The 15,786-nt window shown below is 60.6% G+C and carries 13 protein-coding genes; 4 read left to right on the top strand and 9 right to left on the bottom strand.

Features of this window, described 5'->3' with window-relative positions; genetic code table 11:
- Positions 1–200 precede the first annotated feature (200 nt).
- The 5 genes from lnt to miaB all read right to left on the bottom strand — a co-directional run bounded on the left by lnt (position 201) and on the right by miaB (position 5,610).
- Entirely contained in the window at positions 201–1,724 is a 1,524-nt protein-coding gene (lnt, locus tag ACQKP2_RS10010) for an apolipoprotein N-acyltransferase (protein ID WP_427576110.1), read from the bottom strand.
- A 15-nt stretch (positions 1,725–1,739) separates the two neighbouring features.
- The gene (locus tag ACQKP2_RS10015) at positions 1,740–2,579 is read right to left on the bottom strand and encodes an HlyC/CorC family transporter (protein ID WP_427576111.1); all 840 of its coding nucleotides are present in this window, start codon (positions 2,577–2,579) and stop codon (positions 1,740–1,742) included.
- Between the two features lie 5 nt (positions 2,580–2,584).
- Positions 2,585–3,079: an rRNA maturation RNase YbeY gene (ybeY, locus tag ACQKP2_RS10020; protein WP_427576112.1), complete on the bottom strand. Its 495-nt coding sequence runs from the start codon at positions 3,077–3,079 to the stop codon at positions 2,585–2,587.
- Entirely contained in the window at positions 3,072–4,076 is a 1,005-nt protein-coding gene (locus ACQKP2_RS10025; protein ID WP_427576113.1) for a PhoH family protein, read from the bottom strand. Before ACQKP2_RS10025 ends, ybeY begins: the two co-directional genes overlap by 8 nt.
- 205 nt (positions 4,077–4,281) lie before the next feature.
- The gene (gene miaB, locus ACQKP2_RS10030) at positions 4,282–5,610 is read right to left on the bottom strand and encodes a tRNA (N6-isopentenyl adenosine(37)-C2)-methylthiotransferase MiaB (RefSeq protein WP_427576114.1); all 1,329 of its coding nucleotides are present in this window, start codon (positions 5,608–5,610) and stop codon (positions 4,282–4,284) included.
- Positions 5,611–5,744: 134 nt separating this feature from the next.
- On the opposite strand from miaB, the gene ACQKP2_RS10035 reads away from it, so the two are divergent.
- Positions 5,745–6,074 (top strand): DUF1820 family protein, encoded by a 330-nt coding sequence (locus ACQKP2_RS10035; protein ID WP_027617776.1) that lies wholly within the window; start codon positions 5,745–5,747, stop codon positions 6,072–6,074.
- A gap of 69 nt (positions 6,075–6,143) precedes the next feature.
- Here ACQKP2_RS10035 and ACQKP2_RS10040 read toward each other — a convergent pair whose 3' ends face one another.
- From ACQKP2_RS10040 to ACQKP2_RS10055, 4 genes are all read right to left on the bottom strand, one after another.
- Positions 6,144–6,698, bottom strand: a complete 555-nt coding sequence (locus ACQKP2_RS10040; RefSeq protein WP_427576115.1) for a tetratricopeptide repeat protein — start codon at positions 6,696–6,698, stop codon at positions 6,144–6,146.
- A gap of 227 nt (positions 6,699–6,925) precedes the next feature.
- A complete protein-coding gene (gene hemL / locus ACQKP2_RS10045; protein ID WP_427576116.1) occupies positions 6,926–8,209 on the bottom strand; it encodes a glutamate-1-semialdehyde 2,1-aminomutase in 1,284 nt (427 codons plus the stop codon).
- Between the two features lie 31 nt (positions 8,210–8,240).
- The gene (thiE, locus tag ACQKP2_RS10050; RefSeq protein ID WP_427576117.1) at positions 8,241–8,864 is read right to left on the bottom strand and encodes a thiamine phosphate synthase; all 624 of its coding nucleotides are present in this window, start codon (positions 8,862–8,864) and stop codon (positions 8,241–8,243) included.
- Between the two features lie 18 nt (positions 8,865–8,882).
- Complete coding sequence (locus ACQKP2_RS10055; protein WP_427576118.1) at positions 8,883–9,680, bottom strand: hydroxymethylpyrimidine/phosphomethylpyrimidine kinase; 798 nt, start codon at positions 9,678–9,680, stop codon at positions 8,883–8,885.
- Positions 9,681–9,974: 294 nt separating this feature from the next.
- On the opposite strand from ACQKP2_RS10055, the gene ACQKP2_RS10060 reads away from it, so the two are divergent.
- The 3 genes from ACQKP2_RS10060 (at position 9,975) to amn (ending at position 15,773) form a co-directional block, all read left to right on the top strand.
- On the top strand, positions 9,975–12,359 hold the full coding sequence (locus ACQKP2_RS10060) for a 7TM diverse intracellular signaling domain-containing protein (protein ID WP_427576119.1): 2,385 nt from the start codon (positions 9,975–9,977) through the stop codon (positions 12,357–12,359).
- Positions 12,360–12,433: 74 nt separating this feature from the next.
- Positions 12,434–14,083, top strand: a complete 1,650-nt coding sequence (locus tag ACQKP2_RS10065) for an acyl-CoA dehydrogenase family protein (protein WP_427576120.1) — start codon at positions 12,434–12,436, stop codon at positions 14,081–14,083.
- Positions 14,084–14,273: 190 nt separating this feature from the next.
- Positions 14,274–15,773: an AMP nucleosidase gene (gene amn / locus ACQKP2_RS10070; RefSeq protein WP_427576121.1), complete on the top strand. Its 1,500-nt coding sequence runs from the start codon at positions 14,274–14,276 to the stop codon at positions 15,771–15,773.
- The last annotated feature ends 13 nt before the right edge of the window (positions 15,774–15,786 follow it).

Raw genomic sequence — 15,786 nt, forward strand, 5'->3', positions numbered from 1 at the left:
GAAGGCGTTTTCGAATGCACCGCACGACGTGAGGGCGCCTTCGCCGGCAAGCCTGGCTCCTACAGCGAGGGCGTTTTTGAATACGCCACACGACGTGAGGGCGCCTTCGCCGGCAAGCCTGGCTCCTACAGCGAAGGCGTTTTTGAATGCACCGCACGACGTGAGGCTGCCTTCGCCAGCGTGCTGGCTCCTGCAGGTTGTCAGACGGTCTTGGCCATCCGGCTGGCGATCAGTGCCCAGCCAAACAACAGCAGGCAAACGATGATCAACGGCCACGAACGCCATTGCAGATAAGGCGTCAGGTTGTGCATCGGCACGACCTCTCCGTAGAGAATGCCGCGTTCGAACTGTGGGATCTGTGCGGTGATGCGGCCGAACGGGTCGATCAGGCCGGTTACGCCGTTGTTGGTGGCGCGGATCATCCAGCGGCCGGCCTCCAGTGCTCGCATCTGGGCCATCTGCAGGTGTTGCAGCGGGCCGATGGAGGTGCCGAACCAGGTGTCGTTGCTGATGGTCAGCAGCAGATCGCTGTTGGCGGCGAGGCCGGCGGCGAATTCCGGGTACACCACTTCGTAGCAGATGAACGGTGCAATCTGATAGCCCTTGGCTTGCAGCATCGCCTGGTCGGCAGGGCCGCGGGCAAAATCGGACATCGGCAGGTCGAAGAAGGCGATCAGCCCACGCAACATATCCTGTAGCGGAACGTACTCGCCAAAAGGCACGAGCTTCTGCTTGAGGTAGGTGCCGTCGCCTTCGCCGACCACGGTGATGCCATTGTAAAAGCGCTTCTCGTGACGAACGACTTCCCGGATGGGGACGCCGGTAATGAATGCCGAATCCCTGTCGGCCGCGAATTTGCCCATCATGTCGAGGTAGCCCTGGGCGGACTCCTTGAGCACTGGAACCGCAGTTTCCGGCCAGATCAGGAGGTCGGCGCGCTTGGAGCTGAAGCTCATGTCACGGTATAGCTCCAGTTGCGCATTGAGCTGAGCCGGGTCCCATTTCATGCTTTGTTCGACGTTGCCTTGAATCGCGGCGACGCTCAGTGGCGCACCCGCGGGGCTGGTCCAGGCATGGTGTTTGAGCGCCATGGCGGCCACCCACGGGCCGACCAGCAGCAGGGCACCTGCCGCGATGAAGCCTTTGCGGCCACTACGAATCAGGCGTGCGCCGTTGTAGATCAGCGCCGCAGTCAGCGCCAGGCTGAACGAAATCAGCCAGATGCCGCCGACAGGCGCGAGCCCGGCCAAAGGGCCGTCGAGCTGGCTGTATCCGGAATAGAGCCAGGGGAAACCGGTGAGGAACCAGCCGCGGAAGGCTTCCTGGCCCACCCACAGGGCAGCGAAGGCCAGTGCATCGGCCAGTGGCGCTTCGCTGCGTCGTAGCCAACGGGCCCAGAGCCAGGCGGGCAGGGCGAAGAACCAGGCGATCGCCGCGGTGAACAACAGCATCAGGAAGCCGGCCAGCAGTACCGATGCGCCGCCGAAGTGGTGAATGCTGTAATAGATCCAGCTGGTACCGGCACCGAACAGGCCGAAGCCGAAACACCAGCCGCGACCCAGTGCCTGGCGCGGGCTCAGTTCGCGCAAGCCGGCATAGAACAACCCGACCGCCAGCAATGCCAGCGGCCAGATATCGAACGGCGCCAGGGCCAGTGTGGTGATTGCACCGGCCGCCACGGCCAGCAGGTTACCGGGCCAGCCGGGGCGGGTTATCCAGCGCATTTCTATCCTTGGAAATTATCGGGCAATAGGGGTCAGGCGCAGCAAATGAATCCGACGGCTGTCGGCGTTCAGAATACGGAAGCGATAGGCGCCGATCTCGGTGATTTCATTGCGTTTGGGCAGATGTCCGAACGCGCTCATCACCAGGCCTCCTACGGTATCGAATTCATCGTCGGAAAATTCGCTGTCGAAAAATTCGTTGAAGTTTTCGATCGGCGTCAGGGCCTTGATCAGGAAATCACCGCTGGGCAACGGCTTGATGTAGCTGTCTTCTTCGACGTCGTGTTCGTCTTCGATGTCGCCGACGATTTGCTCCAGCACGTCTTCAATGGTCACAAGACCCGCCACGCCGCCGTATTCGTCAATGACGATGGCCATGTGGTTGTGGTTGGCGCGGAACTCGCGCAGCAACACATTGAGGCGCTTGGATTCTGGCACGAACGTGGCCGGGCGCAGAAGATCCTTGATGTTGAAGTGGTCGCCGTTCTCCTTGAGGATCAACGGCAGCAAGTCCTTGGCCAGCAAAACACCCATCACATCATCATGGCTTTCGCCGATGACCGGGTAGCGGGAGTGGGCCGATTCGACCACGGCAGGCAGGAACTCGCGGGGTGTCTGGGTCGCCTTGATGCTGATCATCTGCGAGCGCGGGACCATGATGTCCCGTACCTGCAGGTCGGCCACCTGGATGGCGCCTTCGACGATGGCAAGCGCTTCGCTGTCCAGCAACTTGTTTTGATGTGCGTCGCGCAGCAGCTCAAGCAGCTCCTGGCGGTTCTTCGGCTCGTGGGCAAAAGCCTGGGTGAGCTTACCCAGCCACGACTTCTGCCCGTTGCTCGATCGATCTTCGCTCATAGCGATTACTCTGAATCCTTTGTTGTAACGGTTGGTGATGTTTCGATTTCGTCGTCCGCATACGGATCGGGGTAGCCCAGCTCTGCAAGCAACGTTCGTTCCAGTGCTTCCATTTCCTCGGCTTCCTCATCCTCGATATGGTCGTAACCGAGCAGATGCAGGCAGCCGTGAATGACCAGGTGCGCCCAATGGGCCTTGAGCGCCTTGCCCTGTTCGGCGGCTTCACGCTCGACCACGGCGACACAGATCACCAGGTCACCCAGCAACGGGATATCGAGAAACTCATCCGGCACTTCGGCAGGGAATGACAATACGTTAGTGGCGTAATCCTTATGCCGCCAGGTGCGGTTCAACTCGCGGCCTTCGGTTTCGTCGACCAGGCGAATGGTCATCTCCGAGTCGGCGCTGCGCTGGCGCAGCGCCAGTTCGCACCATTGGCGGAATTCGGCTTCGCTGGGGGCGGGGGATTCGCTTGCGATTTGCAGGTCAAGCTCAAGCATCGCGGCGGGTTTCCTTTGGCGTTTCATCAGCCACGCGATTTTCGAAGCGCTCATAGGCTTCGACAATGCGCTGCACCAACGGATGACGCACAACGTCCTTGGGCTGGAAGTGGGTGAAGCTGATGCCGGGCACGTCTTTGAGCACTTCAATCACGTGGTGCAAGCCCGACTTGGTGCCTCGTGGCAGATCGACCTGGGTGATGTCGCCGGTGATGACGGCCGTGGAGCCGAAGCCGATCCGGGTCAGGAACATTTTCATTTGCTCGACGGTGGTGTTCTGGCTTTCGTCGAGGATGATGAAGCTGTTGTTCAGCGTACGGCCACGCATGTAGGCCAGCGGAGCGACCTCGATAACCTGGCGTTCGATCAGTTTGGCGACGTGTTCGAAACCGAGCATTTCGTAGAGCGCGTCGTAGAGCGGGCGCAGGTACGGGTCGATCTTCTGGGTCAGGTCACCGGGCAGGAAGCCGAGCTTTTCCCCCGCTTCGACGGCCGGGCGTACCAGCAGGATGCGACGGATCTGTTCGCGCTCCAGTGCATCCACCGCACAGGCAACCGCCAGATAGGTCTTGCCGGTGCCGGCTGGGCCGATGCCGAAGTTGATATCGTTTCCGAGGATTTCCTTCACATAGCGCTGCTGATTCACGCCGCGTGGGCGAATCATGCCTTTTCTGGTGCGCAGGGCGACGGAGGCATCGACGGGCGAATGATTGTCCAGCTCTTCGACGGTGGATTCCTGCAGGAACAGATGAACCATGTCCGGCGACAGCTCGGTGCCCTTGGTTTCCCGGTACAGGCGACGCAGGATATTTTCCGCGGAGGTGGTGTGCTTGCGCTCGCCGATCAGTTCGAACTGGTTGCCGCGGTTGCGAATCTCGATGGTCAGGCGCTGTTCGATCAGGCGCAGATGCTCGTCGAACTGCCCGCACAGATTGGCGAAGCGACGAGCTTCAAACGGCTCGAGGATGAAACGATGGGGTTCTATGGGTGCGTTCAAGGTCGTATTTAGCCGCCCTGGGGCAATAGTGATGAAATCAAGGATAACGCCAGTGGCCTGGGTGCGAAAGGTCTTAAATATCGCATCCTGAGTCACTGCCGACCTCTGTGGGAGCGAGCCTGCTCGCGATGACGGTCTGACATTTGACCTATGTGGTCTGACCTTGCGCCATCGCGAGCAGGCTCGCTCCCACAGGGGGCCGGTATTATTGGATCAGCGAGCCCCGCAGTGAGTGCGGCTGTGCAGAGTCAATGTGCACATCGGCGAACTGGCCGATCAAGGTTGGATTGTCGCAGCGGAAGTTGACGATCCGGTTATTCTCGGTGCGACCTTGCAGCTCGCCCGGATCTTTTTTCGAATAATCGGTGACCAGAATGCGCTGGATCGAACCGACCATTTGTCGGCTGATTTCGAAACCTTGCTGGTTCAGGCGATGTTGCAGGGCATTCAGGCGCTCTTTTTTCAGTTCTTCCGGAGTGTCGTCGGCCAGGTCGGCGGCCGGCGTACCAGGGCGCTGGCTGTAGACGAACGAGTAGGAGAAGTCGAACCCCACGTCCTGGATCAGCTTCATGGTCTGTTCGAAATCTTTCTCGGTCTCGCCGGGGAAGCCGACGATAAAGTCCGAGCTGATGCAGATGCCCGGCACCGCGGCCCGCAGCTTGCGCAACTTGGATTTGTACTCCAGCGCGGTGTGGTTGCGCTTCATGGCGGCCAGGATGCGATCCGAGCCCGATTGCACCGGCAAGTGCAGGTGTTTGACCAGTTCCGGTACATCGGCGTGGGCCTGGATCAGGCTGTCGGAAAACTCCAGCGGGTGCGAGGTGGTGTAGCGGATGCGGTCGATGCCGTCGACAGCGGCCACCACCCGGATCAGTTCGGCCAGGTCCGCCAGACGACCATCATGGGTCGCACCGCGATAGCCGTTGACGTTTTGCCCCAGCAGCGTCACTTCGCGCACGCCGTTTTCAGCCAGGTGAATGATCTCGGCAATCACATCATCGAACGGACGACTGACCTCTTCGCCTCGGGTATAGGGAACCACGCAGAACGTGCAGTACTTGCTGCAGCCTTCCATCACCGACACGTAGGCGCTTGGACCATCGATGCGCGGCTCGGGCAGATGGTCGAATTTTTCGATTTCCGGGAAGCTGACGTCGACTTGCGGCAGTTTGCTGATGCGCGCGGCATCGATCATTTCCGGCAGGCGGTGAAGGGTCTGCGGGCCGAATACCACGTCCACATACGGCGCGCGATCGCGGATGGCGGCGCCTTCCTGGCTGGCCACGCAACCGCCGACGGCGATGACCATGTCCGGGTTGGCCTGTTTCAATTCGCGCCAGCGGCCCAACTGCGAATACACGCGATCCTGGGCACGTTCGCGGATCGAACAGGTGTTGAGCAGAATCACGTCGGCGTCTTCCGCACGAGCGGTGACCTCCAGGGCCTGGTGTTCACCCAGCAGATCGACCATGCGCGAGCTGTCGTACTCGTTCATCTGGCAACCGTGGGTTTCGATGTAAAGCTTCTTGGCCATGGAAAGGGTCATCACGTGATTCGAAGAACCGCGCATTATAGGGAACATGCTCCGAGGTTCCTACCGCTGTGCGTCCGGTGGTTATGCTATAGTTCGCGGCCTCTTTTTATTCCCCGATGTGTTGCTCGCCCACCATGACCAAACGTGAAGCTCCAATCTACAAGGTGATTTTCCTCAACCAGGGCCAGGTGTTCGAAATGTACGCCAAGCAGATCTATCAGAGCGATCTGTGGGGCTTTCTGGAGGTGGAAGAGTTCGTCTTTGGCGAGCGCACTCAGGTGGTTGTCGATCCGAGCGAAGAGAAGCTCAAGGCGCAATTCGAAGGTGTCGTGCGCAGTTTCGTGCCGATGCATTCGATCGTGCGCATCGACGAGGTCGAGCGTTTGGGCACCCCGAAAATCAGCGAAGCCCGCGGCGGGGTCGGCAATGTGATGCCGTTTCCGATGCCGATGCCCGAGAAGTAGGCCTGAAGACCGATTTGTCCCCTTCGCTGTAGGAGCGAGGCTTGCCCGCGAACGAGGGCAATGAAGTACTCAGGGAAGAGGCGAAAACGGCGTGCGCCCGTCGGCGCTTTGCAGTTCCAGCAGGTACTTGCGGAAGATCTGGCCCAGTACCTGGGTGGCGACCTCCAGCTCCTGGCGAGGCATTTGCTCGGTGACTTCATCGGCGGTGTCCAGCGCATCTTCCGCGCCATTGACCGCAGCCATTTTCAGCAGGATATAAGCCTGGATGTTATTGGCCGGGACGCCTTCACCGTGGAAAAACATGGTGCCCAGCTTGAATTGCGCCTGGGCGTGACCCTGCAGCGAGGCCTTTTCGAAGTAGCCAAGGGCTTGATTGAGGTCGCGCGGGGTGTTCCTGCCTTCGTAATAGAACATACCCAACTCGTATTGCGCTTGCGCATCCCCTTCATCCGACGCTTTCTGGCAGGTGGCGAGTGCCTGTGCCTGGTCTTGCGGCTGGGTATTGAGGGTGCAGCGACCCATCGCTGGGATCAACAACGAGTTACCGCCTGCTTGTGCGAGCGCGAGCAGGGGCTGAAGGAGCAACAGGCAGCCCAGTGAAAGGGCGCGGCCGGTGCGGTTCATGGGAATCGACTTACCTCTGAAGGGCGCGCGGACCCATCGAGGGGATCCAATAAGCGCGCATTATGAAATAAGCAGGGCCAACCTTACAAAGTCTTTACTCGTTTTTCTGCTGCGCGGGAAATATATCGCCAGCTTTGCTGGGAAATTTCGGGCAGATGAATCAAAAAAAACGCGAGCGCACAGGTAAAAGCTGACGCTGGCCAACGCCTGCGTCAGCTTCGACACCCTTACTTCAATGCTGCGAAAGCGCGTTCTGCGGCGTCCAGGGTCAGTTTCAACTCGGCTTCGCCGTGGGCGATGGAGGTGAAACCGGCCTCGAAGGCGCTCGGTGCCAGGTACACGCCGCCTTCGAGCATCAGATGGAAGAAACGGCCGAACAAGGCGGCGTCGCTGGCCATGACGTCATCGAAGGTCACGATGTCATCGGCACCGCTGAAGTACAGGCCGAACATGCCGCCGGCCTGGGTGGTCACGAACGGGATGCCCGCGGCATCGGCACGTTCTTGCAGGCCGTCGAGCAGGCGCGTGGTGTAGTCGGTCAGCTCGGCGTGGAAGCCCGGACGACTGATCAGTTTGAGGGTGGTCAGGCCAGCCGCCATGGCCAGCGGGTTGCCCGACAACGTGCCGGCCTGGTAGACCGGACCCAGCGGGGCGATGCGCGACATGATTTCACGCTTGCCGCCGAAGCAGCCTACCGGCATGCCGCCGCCGATGATTTTGCCGAACGTGGTCAGGTCTGGCGTTACGCCGTAATAGGCCTGGGCGCCGCCGAGGGCAACACGGAAACCGGTCATCACTTCGTCGAAGATCAGCACCACGCCGTGCTTGTCGCACAGGGTGCGCAGGCCTTCGAGGAAGCCCGGGGCCGGCGGTACGCAGTTCATGTTGCCGGCGACCGGCTCGACGATGATGCAGGCTACCTCCTGGCCGACCTGGGCGAGCATGCTTTCAACGGCATCGATGTCGTTGAATGGCAGGGTCAGGGTGTGTTTGGCAAAGGCCGCCGGTACACCGGCCGAGCTTGGTACGCCCTGGGTCAGGGCGCCGGAGCCGGCCTTGACCAGCAGGCTGTCGGAGTGGCCGTGGTAGCAGCCTTCGAACTTGATGATGCTGTCACGACCGGTAAAACCACGGGCCAGACGGATGGCACTCATGGTCGCTTCGGTACCGGAGCTGACCATGCGCACCATTTCCATCGACGGCACCAGCGAGCAGACCAGGTCTGCCATTTGGGTTTCCATCTCGGTCGGTGCGCCGTACGACAAGCCGTGCTCAAGCTGCCTGCGCACAGCGTCCAGCACGTCCGGATGGCTGTGACCCAGAATCATCGGGCCCCAGGAACCGACGTAATCCACATAGCGCTTGTTGTCTTCGTCGGTGACGTAGGCGCCTTCGGCGTGCTTGAAGAACAGCGGCGTACCACCGACGCTCTTGAAAGCGCGAACCGGTGAATTCACACCACCGGGAATGTGTTTCTGGGCATTGGCAAACAGCGTTTCGGAACGAGACATGATCGGGCTCTCAAATCAGGTTTTAAGCGACTTAAATGGAAAACAGTTCGTTGAAGGCGCGGGCGCGACGGGTCACTTCAGCTGTGCTTTGGGCGCCGAACAGGCCGTGTACGACGGCCAGCAGATCGGCCCCGTGGGCCACCAGCGGGGCGGCGTTATCCAGGGTAATGCCGCCAATGGCGCAAATCGGCAAATGCACTTGCTTGCGAGCCTGGTCGAGCAGTTCGAGGCTGCAGGTGGGGGCGCCGGGCTTGGTGTTCGAATTGAAGAAGCGGCCGAACGCAACGTAGCTGGCACCTTCCCTGGCCGCTTGTTCGGCGAGTTCGAGTTGCGAGTGGCAGGTCGAACCGATGATCGCCTGGCGCCCCAGCAGGGCACGTGCCGGGGTCAACGGGCCATCGGTCTGGCCCAGGTGCACGCCCACATTCAGACGTGCGGCGAGTTCAGCGTCATCGTTGATGATCAGCCGGGTTTTGTAGCGTTCGCACAGCTCGCGCAGCGCTTCGGCTTCTCGCAGGCGGCGGGCCTCATCGCCGCTCTTGTCGCGGTATTGCAGCAGGGCAACGCCACCTTCCAGTGCCGCCTCCACATACTTGAGCAACTTACCGTCCAGCAAATGACTGTCGGTAATGGCGTACAGGCCACGTAGTTTCATCGAGCAGGCCTCATGATGTTACGAACAGAAATCCAGCGGCAGACGGCGCGGCACGAATTGGCCCTTGCCCAACTGCTCGGCATCACGCAGCGTGCGCCAGGTGTAGCCAAGGGCGGTCTGTACGGCGCTGGCGAGGTTTTCGCCCTGGGCCAGGCGGCCGGCGAGGGCGCTGGCCAGGGTGCAGCCGGAGCCGTGGTAACTGCCGGGTAGGCGCTGGCAGGTGTAGGTTTCCCGCAGACCGTCGCGGCTGTACAGGCGATTGTGGATTTCGGTTTCATCGCCATGACCGCCGGTAATCAGCAGGTGTTTGACGAATGGCAGGAGTTTTTCGGCGCACTGGTCCGCGGTGCCTTCAGGCAACTCCGCGAGAATACGGGCTTCGGGAAGGTTGGGAGTGGCGATGATCGACAGGGGCAGCAGGAGTTCGCGCATGGCGTAACCGACTTCGTCCTTGCCCAGTCGTCCGCCGCCACCGGCGCGCAGCACCGGGTCGCAGACCACTGGCAAATGCGGGTTCGCCGAAAGCAGTTCGACCACGGTGTCGACCATTTCCAGGGAACCGAGCATGCCCAGCTTGACGGCAGCGACTTCGGAGTCGTTGAGCACGGCATTGGCCTGGGCCAGCACCCACTCGCGGTCGAGGACGCGGAAGTCAGTGACATTGACCGTGTCTTGCACGGTCAGGGCGGTGACGGCCGGAGCCGCATGACATCCCTGTGCGAGCAGGGCTTCGATATCTGCCTGCAAGCCGGCGCCACCACTTGGGTCGTGGCCGGAGAGACAGAGGACAACGGGGCGGGAGCTGTAGATATTCATGGTGCGCGAGCTTACCACCAGTCGACCAGCGAGTCATGGCGCGTCCCGACAGCAGCAGGCGAATGCCGTCAGGTTGTTTGCCTCCTCTGATCGAGTCAACAGCTCTAACTCAATGATCTTTGCTGAAACGCCCGTTCTAGAGCCTTTGTAGGAAAAATTTCAGTAGTGCTCATTGGCCATCAACGGCTATGCTAGAGTGGATCCAAATCAATAACAGGTAACACCGGTTCAACGTCTACTCAAAAGGAATGGGGGGCTTCCTGACAGAACCGGACAGGCCACGCTGGGGCATCAATGCGCTATTTGCTGATTTTGCTGTTGTGTTTGCCCCTCCTGGCAAACGCGGTCGAATTCGATGAATTCACTCAAAGCCTGCCCTTGGGCCGGGCCCTGCAAGTCTTCGAAGACACCGCCGGTCAGGCGACCATCGACGACGTGCGTGCACAAGCCGCCGCGGGCAATTTCAAGTCCCACGATAAAGCCACGCTCAATGCCGGTTACTCGCGTTCGGTTTTCTGGTTGAAAATCGACCTGCAATATCGCCCGACCGATCCGGCAGCGAAACGCAACTGGCTGCTGGAGCTGGCGTATCCGCCCCTGGATCACCTTGACCTGTACTTGCCGGATGTCAGCGGACACTATCGATTGGTTCGCCAGACCGGCGATGCCTTGCCGTTCGCCAGCCGCGAGATAGCCCAGAACAACTACCTGTTCAATCTGGATTTCACCCCAGGTCAGGCGCAAACCCTGTATCTGCGTCTGCAAAGCCAGGGCTCGATCCAGGCGCCGGTGACCTTGTGGTCGAGCACGGCTTACCTCGAAGACCAGCCGGTGCGCCTCTATGTGCTGGGGCTGATCTATGGCGTGCTGCTGGGGATGCTGGTCTACAACCTGTTTATCTACCTCAGTGTGCGCGACACCAGTTACCTCTATTACATTTTCTATATCGCTTCATTCGGCTTGTACCAGCTGTCGGTGAACGGTGCTGCCGTGCAGTACTTCTGGCCGGACAATCCCTGGTGGGCCAACGCGGCGACACCGTTTTTCATTGGTTGTGCCGGGCTGTTCGGCAGTCAGTTCGCCCGCAGCTTCTTGCAGACGTCCACCCACAGTCGCTGGCTCGACCGCTTGTTGCTGGTGTTGGCGATGTCGGGTGCGTTGGTGGTCGGCCTGTCGCTGATGACCAGTTACGCGCTGGCACTGCGCCTGGCTACGGCCCTGGCGTTGAGCTTCACCATAGTGATTTTTGCTGCGGGGATCCTCGCCTGGCTGCGGGGGTTGCGAGTCGCGCGATATTTCATCATCGCCTGGTCGGCGTTCTTGCTGGGCGGCATCATCAACACCCTGATGGTGCTCGGCTATTTGCCGAACGTGTTCCTGACCATGTACTCCAGCCAGATCGGCTCGGCGATCGAAGTGGCGTTGCTGTCCCTGGCCCTGGCTGACCGCATCAATGCCATGCGCGAGCAGCAGGCGCAAACCCTCTTCGACGCAGGGCAGAAGCTGGAAGTGCTCAACCAGCAACTGGCGCGCAGCAATCGGCTCAAGGACGAATTCCTCGCGACCCTGACCCATGAGCTACGCACGCCCATGAACGGTGTCATCGGTTCGCTGGAACTGATGCAAACCGTCGAAATGGATCCGGAACTGGAGCAATACCAGCAAACGGCCGCAGGCTCGGCGCGAGACATGATGCGCATGGTCAACGGCATTCTGACCCTGACCGAATTGCAGGCCGGAAAGCTTGCCGTTGCTGCCTCGACCTTCAGCCTGCGCGGCTTGGTGGAGGCCTTGCGTGTGCAGTTCGATGGCAACGCTTCGAGCAAGTCGCTGGACTTCAAGGTCGATGTGGCAGCGGGCGTGCCGGACCGTCTACATGGCGACAGCGCCAAGTTGGCGCAATGCCTGGAGTGTCTGCTGGATAACGCCATCAAATTCACCCGGGTGGGTGGGCTGGCGCTGCGCGTGACCGGAAAACCACTCAATGCCGATCGGCTGGCGCTGTCCTTTGCAGTGATCGACACCGGTATCGGCTTCACCGATCTGGGCGAGGCGACTATGTATCAGCGGTTCTTCCAGCTCGATAGCTCGATGACACGCGAATACGGCGGTCTTGGTGTCGGACTGGCGATCTGCCGGCAGCTGGTCGAGTTGCTCGGCGGTCGCCTGACTCACCGTTCCGAGCCGGGGCGCGGCAGTCGCTTCCAACTGGATGTCGAGTTCGACATCCCGGCGGCTCAGCCCCCTTCGGTGCCTTTGATGGCCCGGGACTTCCCGCGTTTGCGCCTGCCGCAGGATTGCGACGTCTTGCTGGTGGATGACAACAGCATCAATCAACTGGTGTTGCGTGGCATGTTGCTCAAACTCGGATTTCGGGTGCGCACGGCCGACAGCGGTAGCGCCGCGCTCGAACTGCTTGGGCATGAAGCCTTCGATGCCGTGCTGGTCGATTGTCAGTTGCCGTCGACGGAGGGCGAGTCGCTTTGTTGCCAGATCCGTGCCCTGCCGGGGTGTGCGGAGCTGCCGCTGTTCATGATCGCCCTGGGTACTGATCGCGAGCGTTGTCCGACCGGCGCGCTGATCGACCACCTGAGCAAACCGGTGAAATTCGAAGACTTGCAGGCGGCGCTCTATCGCCGGGTGCTCTGTCCAAGGCAGGGCGAAAGCGCCGATATTTAGGCGCATATGACACTTTTTTCAGTCAGGGGGCGGTGCTTAACTGAAATCCCCTGGCTGACCAAAGAAGCCCCGTCATGAACCTGCATCAGTTCGCAGAAACCCACGAAGTCACCAACCAGCCGCCGTCACTGGATGGCGTAAACCTGTATCGCATCGATTTGCCATTGCAGGAGTGGTCGCGGCGTTTCGGTGCCGGTTGGGCCGAGTCGCGGATTGATGCATACGGTGCATTGGCCGGCGGGCCGCTCATGGAAGCGGGATTCCTGGCCAATCAGAACAAGCCGGTATTCAACAGTCACGACCGTTACGGTCACCGCATCGATCTGGTGGAGTTTCATCCCGCCTATCACCAATTGATGCGCACGGCGATCGAGCATGGCCTGACCTCGCTGCCCTGGGCGCATCCGCAGGACGGTGCCCATGTCGCCCGCGCGTCCATGACGTATTTGCACAGTCAGGCGGAAGCCGGCAGCGGTTGCCCATTGACCATGACGTTCGCCAGTGTCCCGGCGATGCGCCTGCAGCCGGACCTGGCGGCTAAATGGCTGCCGAAGATCCTGGCTACCGAATACGACCCGCGCAATGTCGGCATGGCCCACAAGAACGGGGTCACCATCGGCATGGCCATGACCGAAAAACAGGGCGGTACCGATGTGCGGGCCAACACCACCAAGGCTTATCCGGTGGGGGCGAGCGGTCCTGGCCAGGCCTATGAACTGGTGGGCCACAAATGGTTCTGTTCCGCGCCCATGTGTGATGCCTTCCTGACCCTGGCCCAGACCGACAAGGGGCTGACCTGCTTCCTGCTGCCCCGGCATCGTCCGGATGACACACGCAACCAGTTCTATATCCAGCGCCTGAAGAACAAGCTCGGCAACTGCTCCAATGCCTCCAGCGAAGTGGAATTTCGCGGTGCCTTGGCATGGATGATCGGCGAAGAAGGGCGCGGTGTTCCGACTATTATTGAGATGGTGGCCATGACCCGCTTCGATTGCATGGTCGGTTCCAGTGCCTTGATGCGTCAGGCGCTGACCCAGGCCAGTCATCACTGCGCTCACCGCAGGGTTGGCGGCAAACTACTCAGCGAGCAGCCCTTGATGCAGAACGTGCTGGCCGATCTGGCGCTGGAAAGCGAGGCGGCTCTGGCCTTGAGTTTGCGCATGGGGCGGGCGCTCGATCATCTGAATGACCCGCAAGAGGACAAATTTGCCCGACTGGTGACAGCGGTGGGCAAGTACTGGATCTGCAAGCGCGCGCCGGCGATGATCAACGAGGCCGCCGAGTGCATGGGCGGGGCCGGCTATGTCGAAGAAAGCATCCTGCCGCGACTTTACCGCGAGGCACCGGTCAACTCGACGTGGGAAGGCTCCGGAAACGTGCAATGCCTCGATGTACTGCGGGCCCTGTCGAAAGAGCCGGGCGTGCTGGATGCCTTGTTCGGCGAGCTGGGCGATGGTCACGGCGACAAGCGCCTGGCGGCACACATCAATCAGTTGCAGGCGGCCTTCAAGGACACCAGCGATATCCAGTACCGTGCCCGGCAACTGACCGAAGACATTGCGCTCGGGCTGCAGGCCAAACTGTTGCTGGAGGCGGGGAATGAGGCGGTCAGCGATGCGTTTATCGCCAGTCGCCTGAATGGCGGTGGCCGTGTTTATGGTGCGCTGCCGCGCGGGCTGGATGTTGAAGCCATTGTCGCCCGCTCGACTCCGCAGGGGTTCTGATCACATTCAACAAAGCACTGCAGTTCCCTGTGGGAGCGGGCTTGCCCGCGATAACGGTGGTTCAGTCACATATTTGTTGAAACTGCCATCGCCATCGCGGGCAAGCCCGCTCCCACAGGTATCGTTGTGCCTGACAGAATGCTGAATTGCCTACACACCACTGTTCCCGTGACGCGACGATGCAGGCAAGATGAATATCTGCAAGTCAGAACACAGGATGCTGATCGTGACCGAAGCTTTTATTGTCGTTCAAACCGCCGAGCAAGCCGTGGATCGGCTTGCGCTCTTGCACAATCGTGCAACCACCGCATTGAGTCAGGCGCTCAAGCGCTATCTCAAGGATCGAGTCGAGCCGGATGCCGAGCAGCGGGCGATGTTTCGTTATCCAGAGCTGCGTCTGACCTATCACTGCCAGGGCGAAGTCCCGCAGACCACTCGCGCCTATGCCAAGGTCCAGCTTCCGGGCACGTACAGCGTCACCGTCACCCAACCCGCGGCGTTCCGCAAGTACCTGCTGGAACAGTTGGTGCCGTTGATGCACGACTTCACCGTGACCGTCGAAGTCGGTGTCAGCCAGCAGAACATCCCGTATCCCTATGTGGTCGAGCAGGGTGATGAGCTGGCCGGCTCCGGCGTTACTGCTGCCGTGCTGGCGCGGGTGTTCCCGAGTACCGACCTGTCGGCAGCCACCGACGGCATCGCCGATGGCTTGTACGACTGGGAAAACACCGATCCACTGCCCCTGGCGCTGTTCGACGCGGCGCGGGTGGATTTTTCCCTGCGTCGACTGGTGCATTACACCGGCAGCGACTGGCGCCATGTGCAGCCCTGGATTCTGTTGACCAACTACCACCGTTACGTCGACCAGTTCATCGTTCATGGCCTTGAGCAGTTGCGCAGCGATCCGCGATTCGTGCGCATGGTGCTGCCCGGCAACGTGATCATTGAAAAGAGCATGAGCCATGAGCAAGCCACGGCGGTTGCCGCCGGTGTGGTCTGGCACCGTTACCAGATGCCGGCCTATCACCTGATCGCCAGCGACGGTCATGGCGTGACGCTGGTGAACATCGGCGTCGGTCCATCGAACGCCAAGAACATCACCGATCACCTGGCGGTACTGCGTCCGCACTGCTGGCTGATGATCGGTCACTGCGGCGGCCTGCGTCAGTCGCAAACCATCGGTGACTACGTGCTCGCTCACGCCTACATGCGCCGTGACGGGATTCTTGACCGGGTAGTGCCGCCGAACATTCCCATTCCGGCCCTGGCCGAAGTACAGATGGCCTTGCAGCAAGCGGCTGCGAACATCACCGGCGAGAAGGGCGACGAACTGAAGAAGCGCCTGCGTACCGGTACGGTGTTGACCTACGACGACCGCAACTGGGAGCTGCGCTGGGCTCAGGAGCGTCCGCAGATCAATCTGTCCCGCGCGGTGGCGGTGGATATGGAAAGCGGCACCATTGCCGCCCAGGGTTATCGTTTGCGGGTGCCTTATGGCACGTTGCTCTGTGTTTCGGACAAACCGCTGCACAGCGAGATCAAGCTGCCGGGCTCGGCCAACGCCTTCTATGAGCGTGCGGTCAGCCAGCATTTGAAGATCGGTATCGAAGCGGTGGATCTGCTGCGTACCGAGCTCAACTCGTTGCACTCACGCAAACTGCGCAGCTTCGACGAGCCGCCGTTCCGCTGATTGTTTCAATGGT

This window comes from Pseudomonas sp. NPDC089569, assembly GCF_050280625.1.
Lineage (GTDB): Bacteria > Pseudomonadota > Gammaproteobacteria > Pseudomonadales > Pseudomonadaceae > Aquipseudomonas.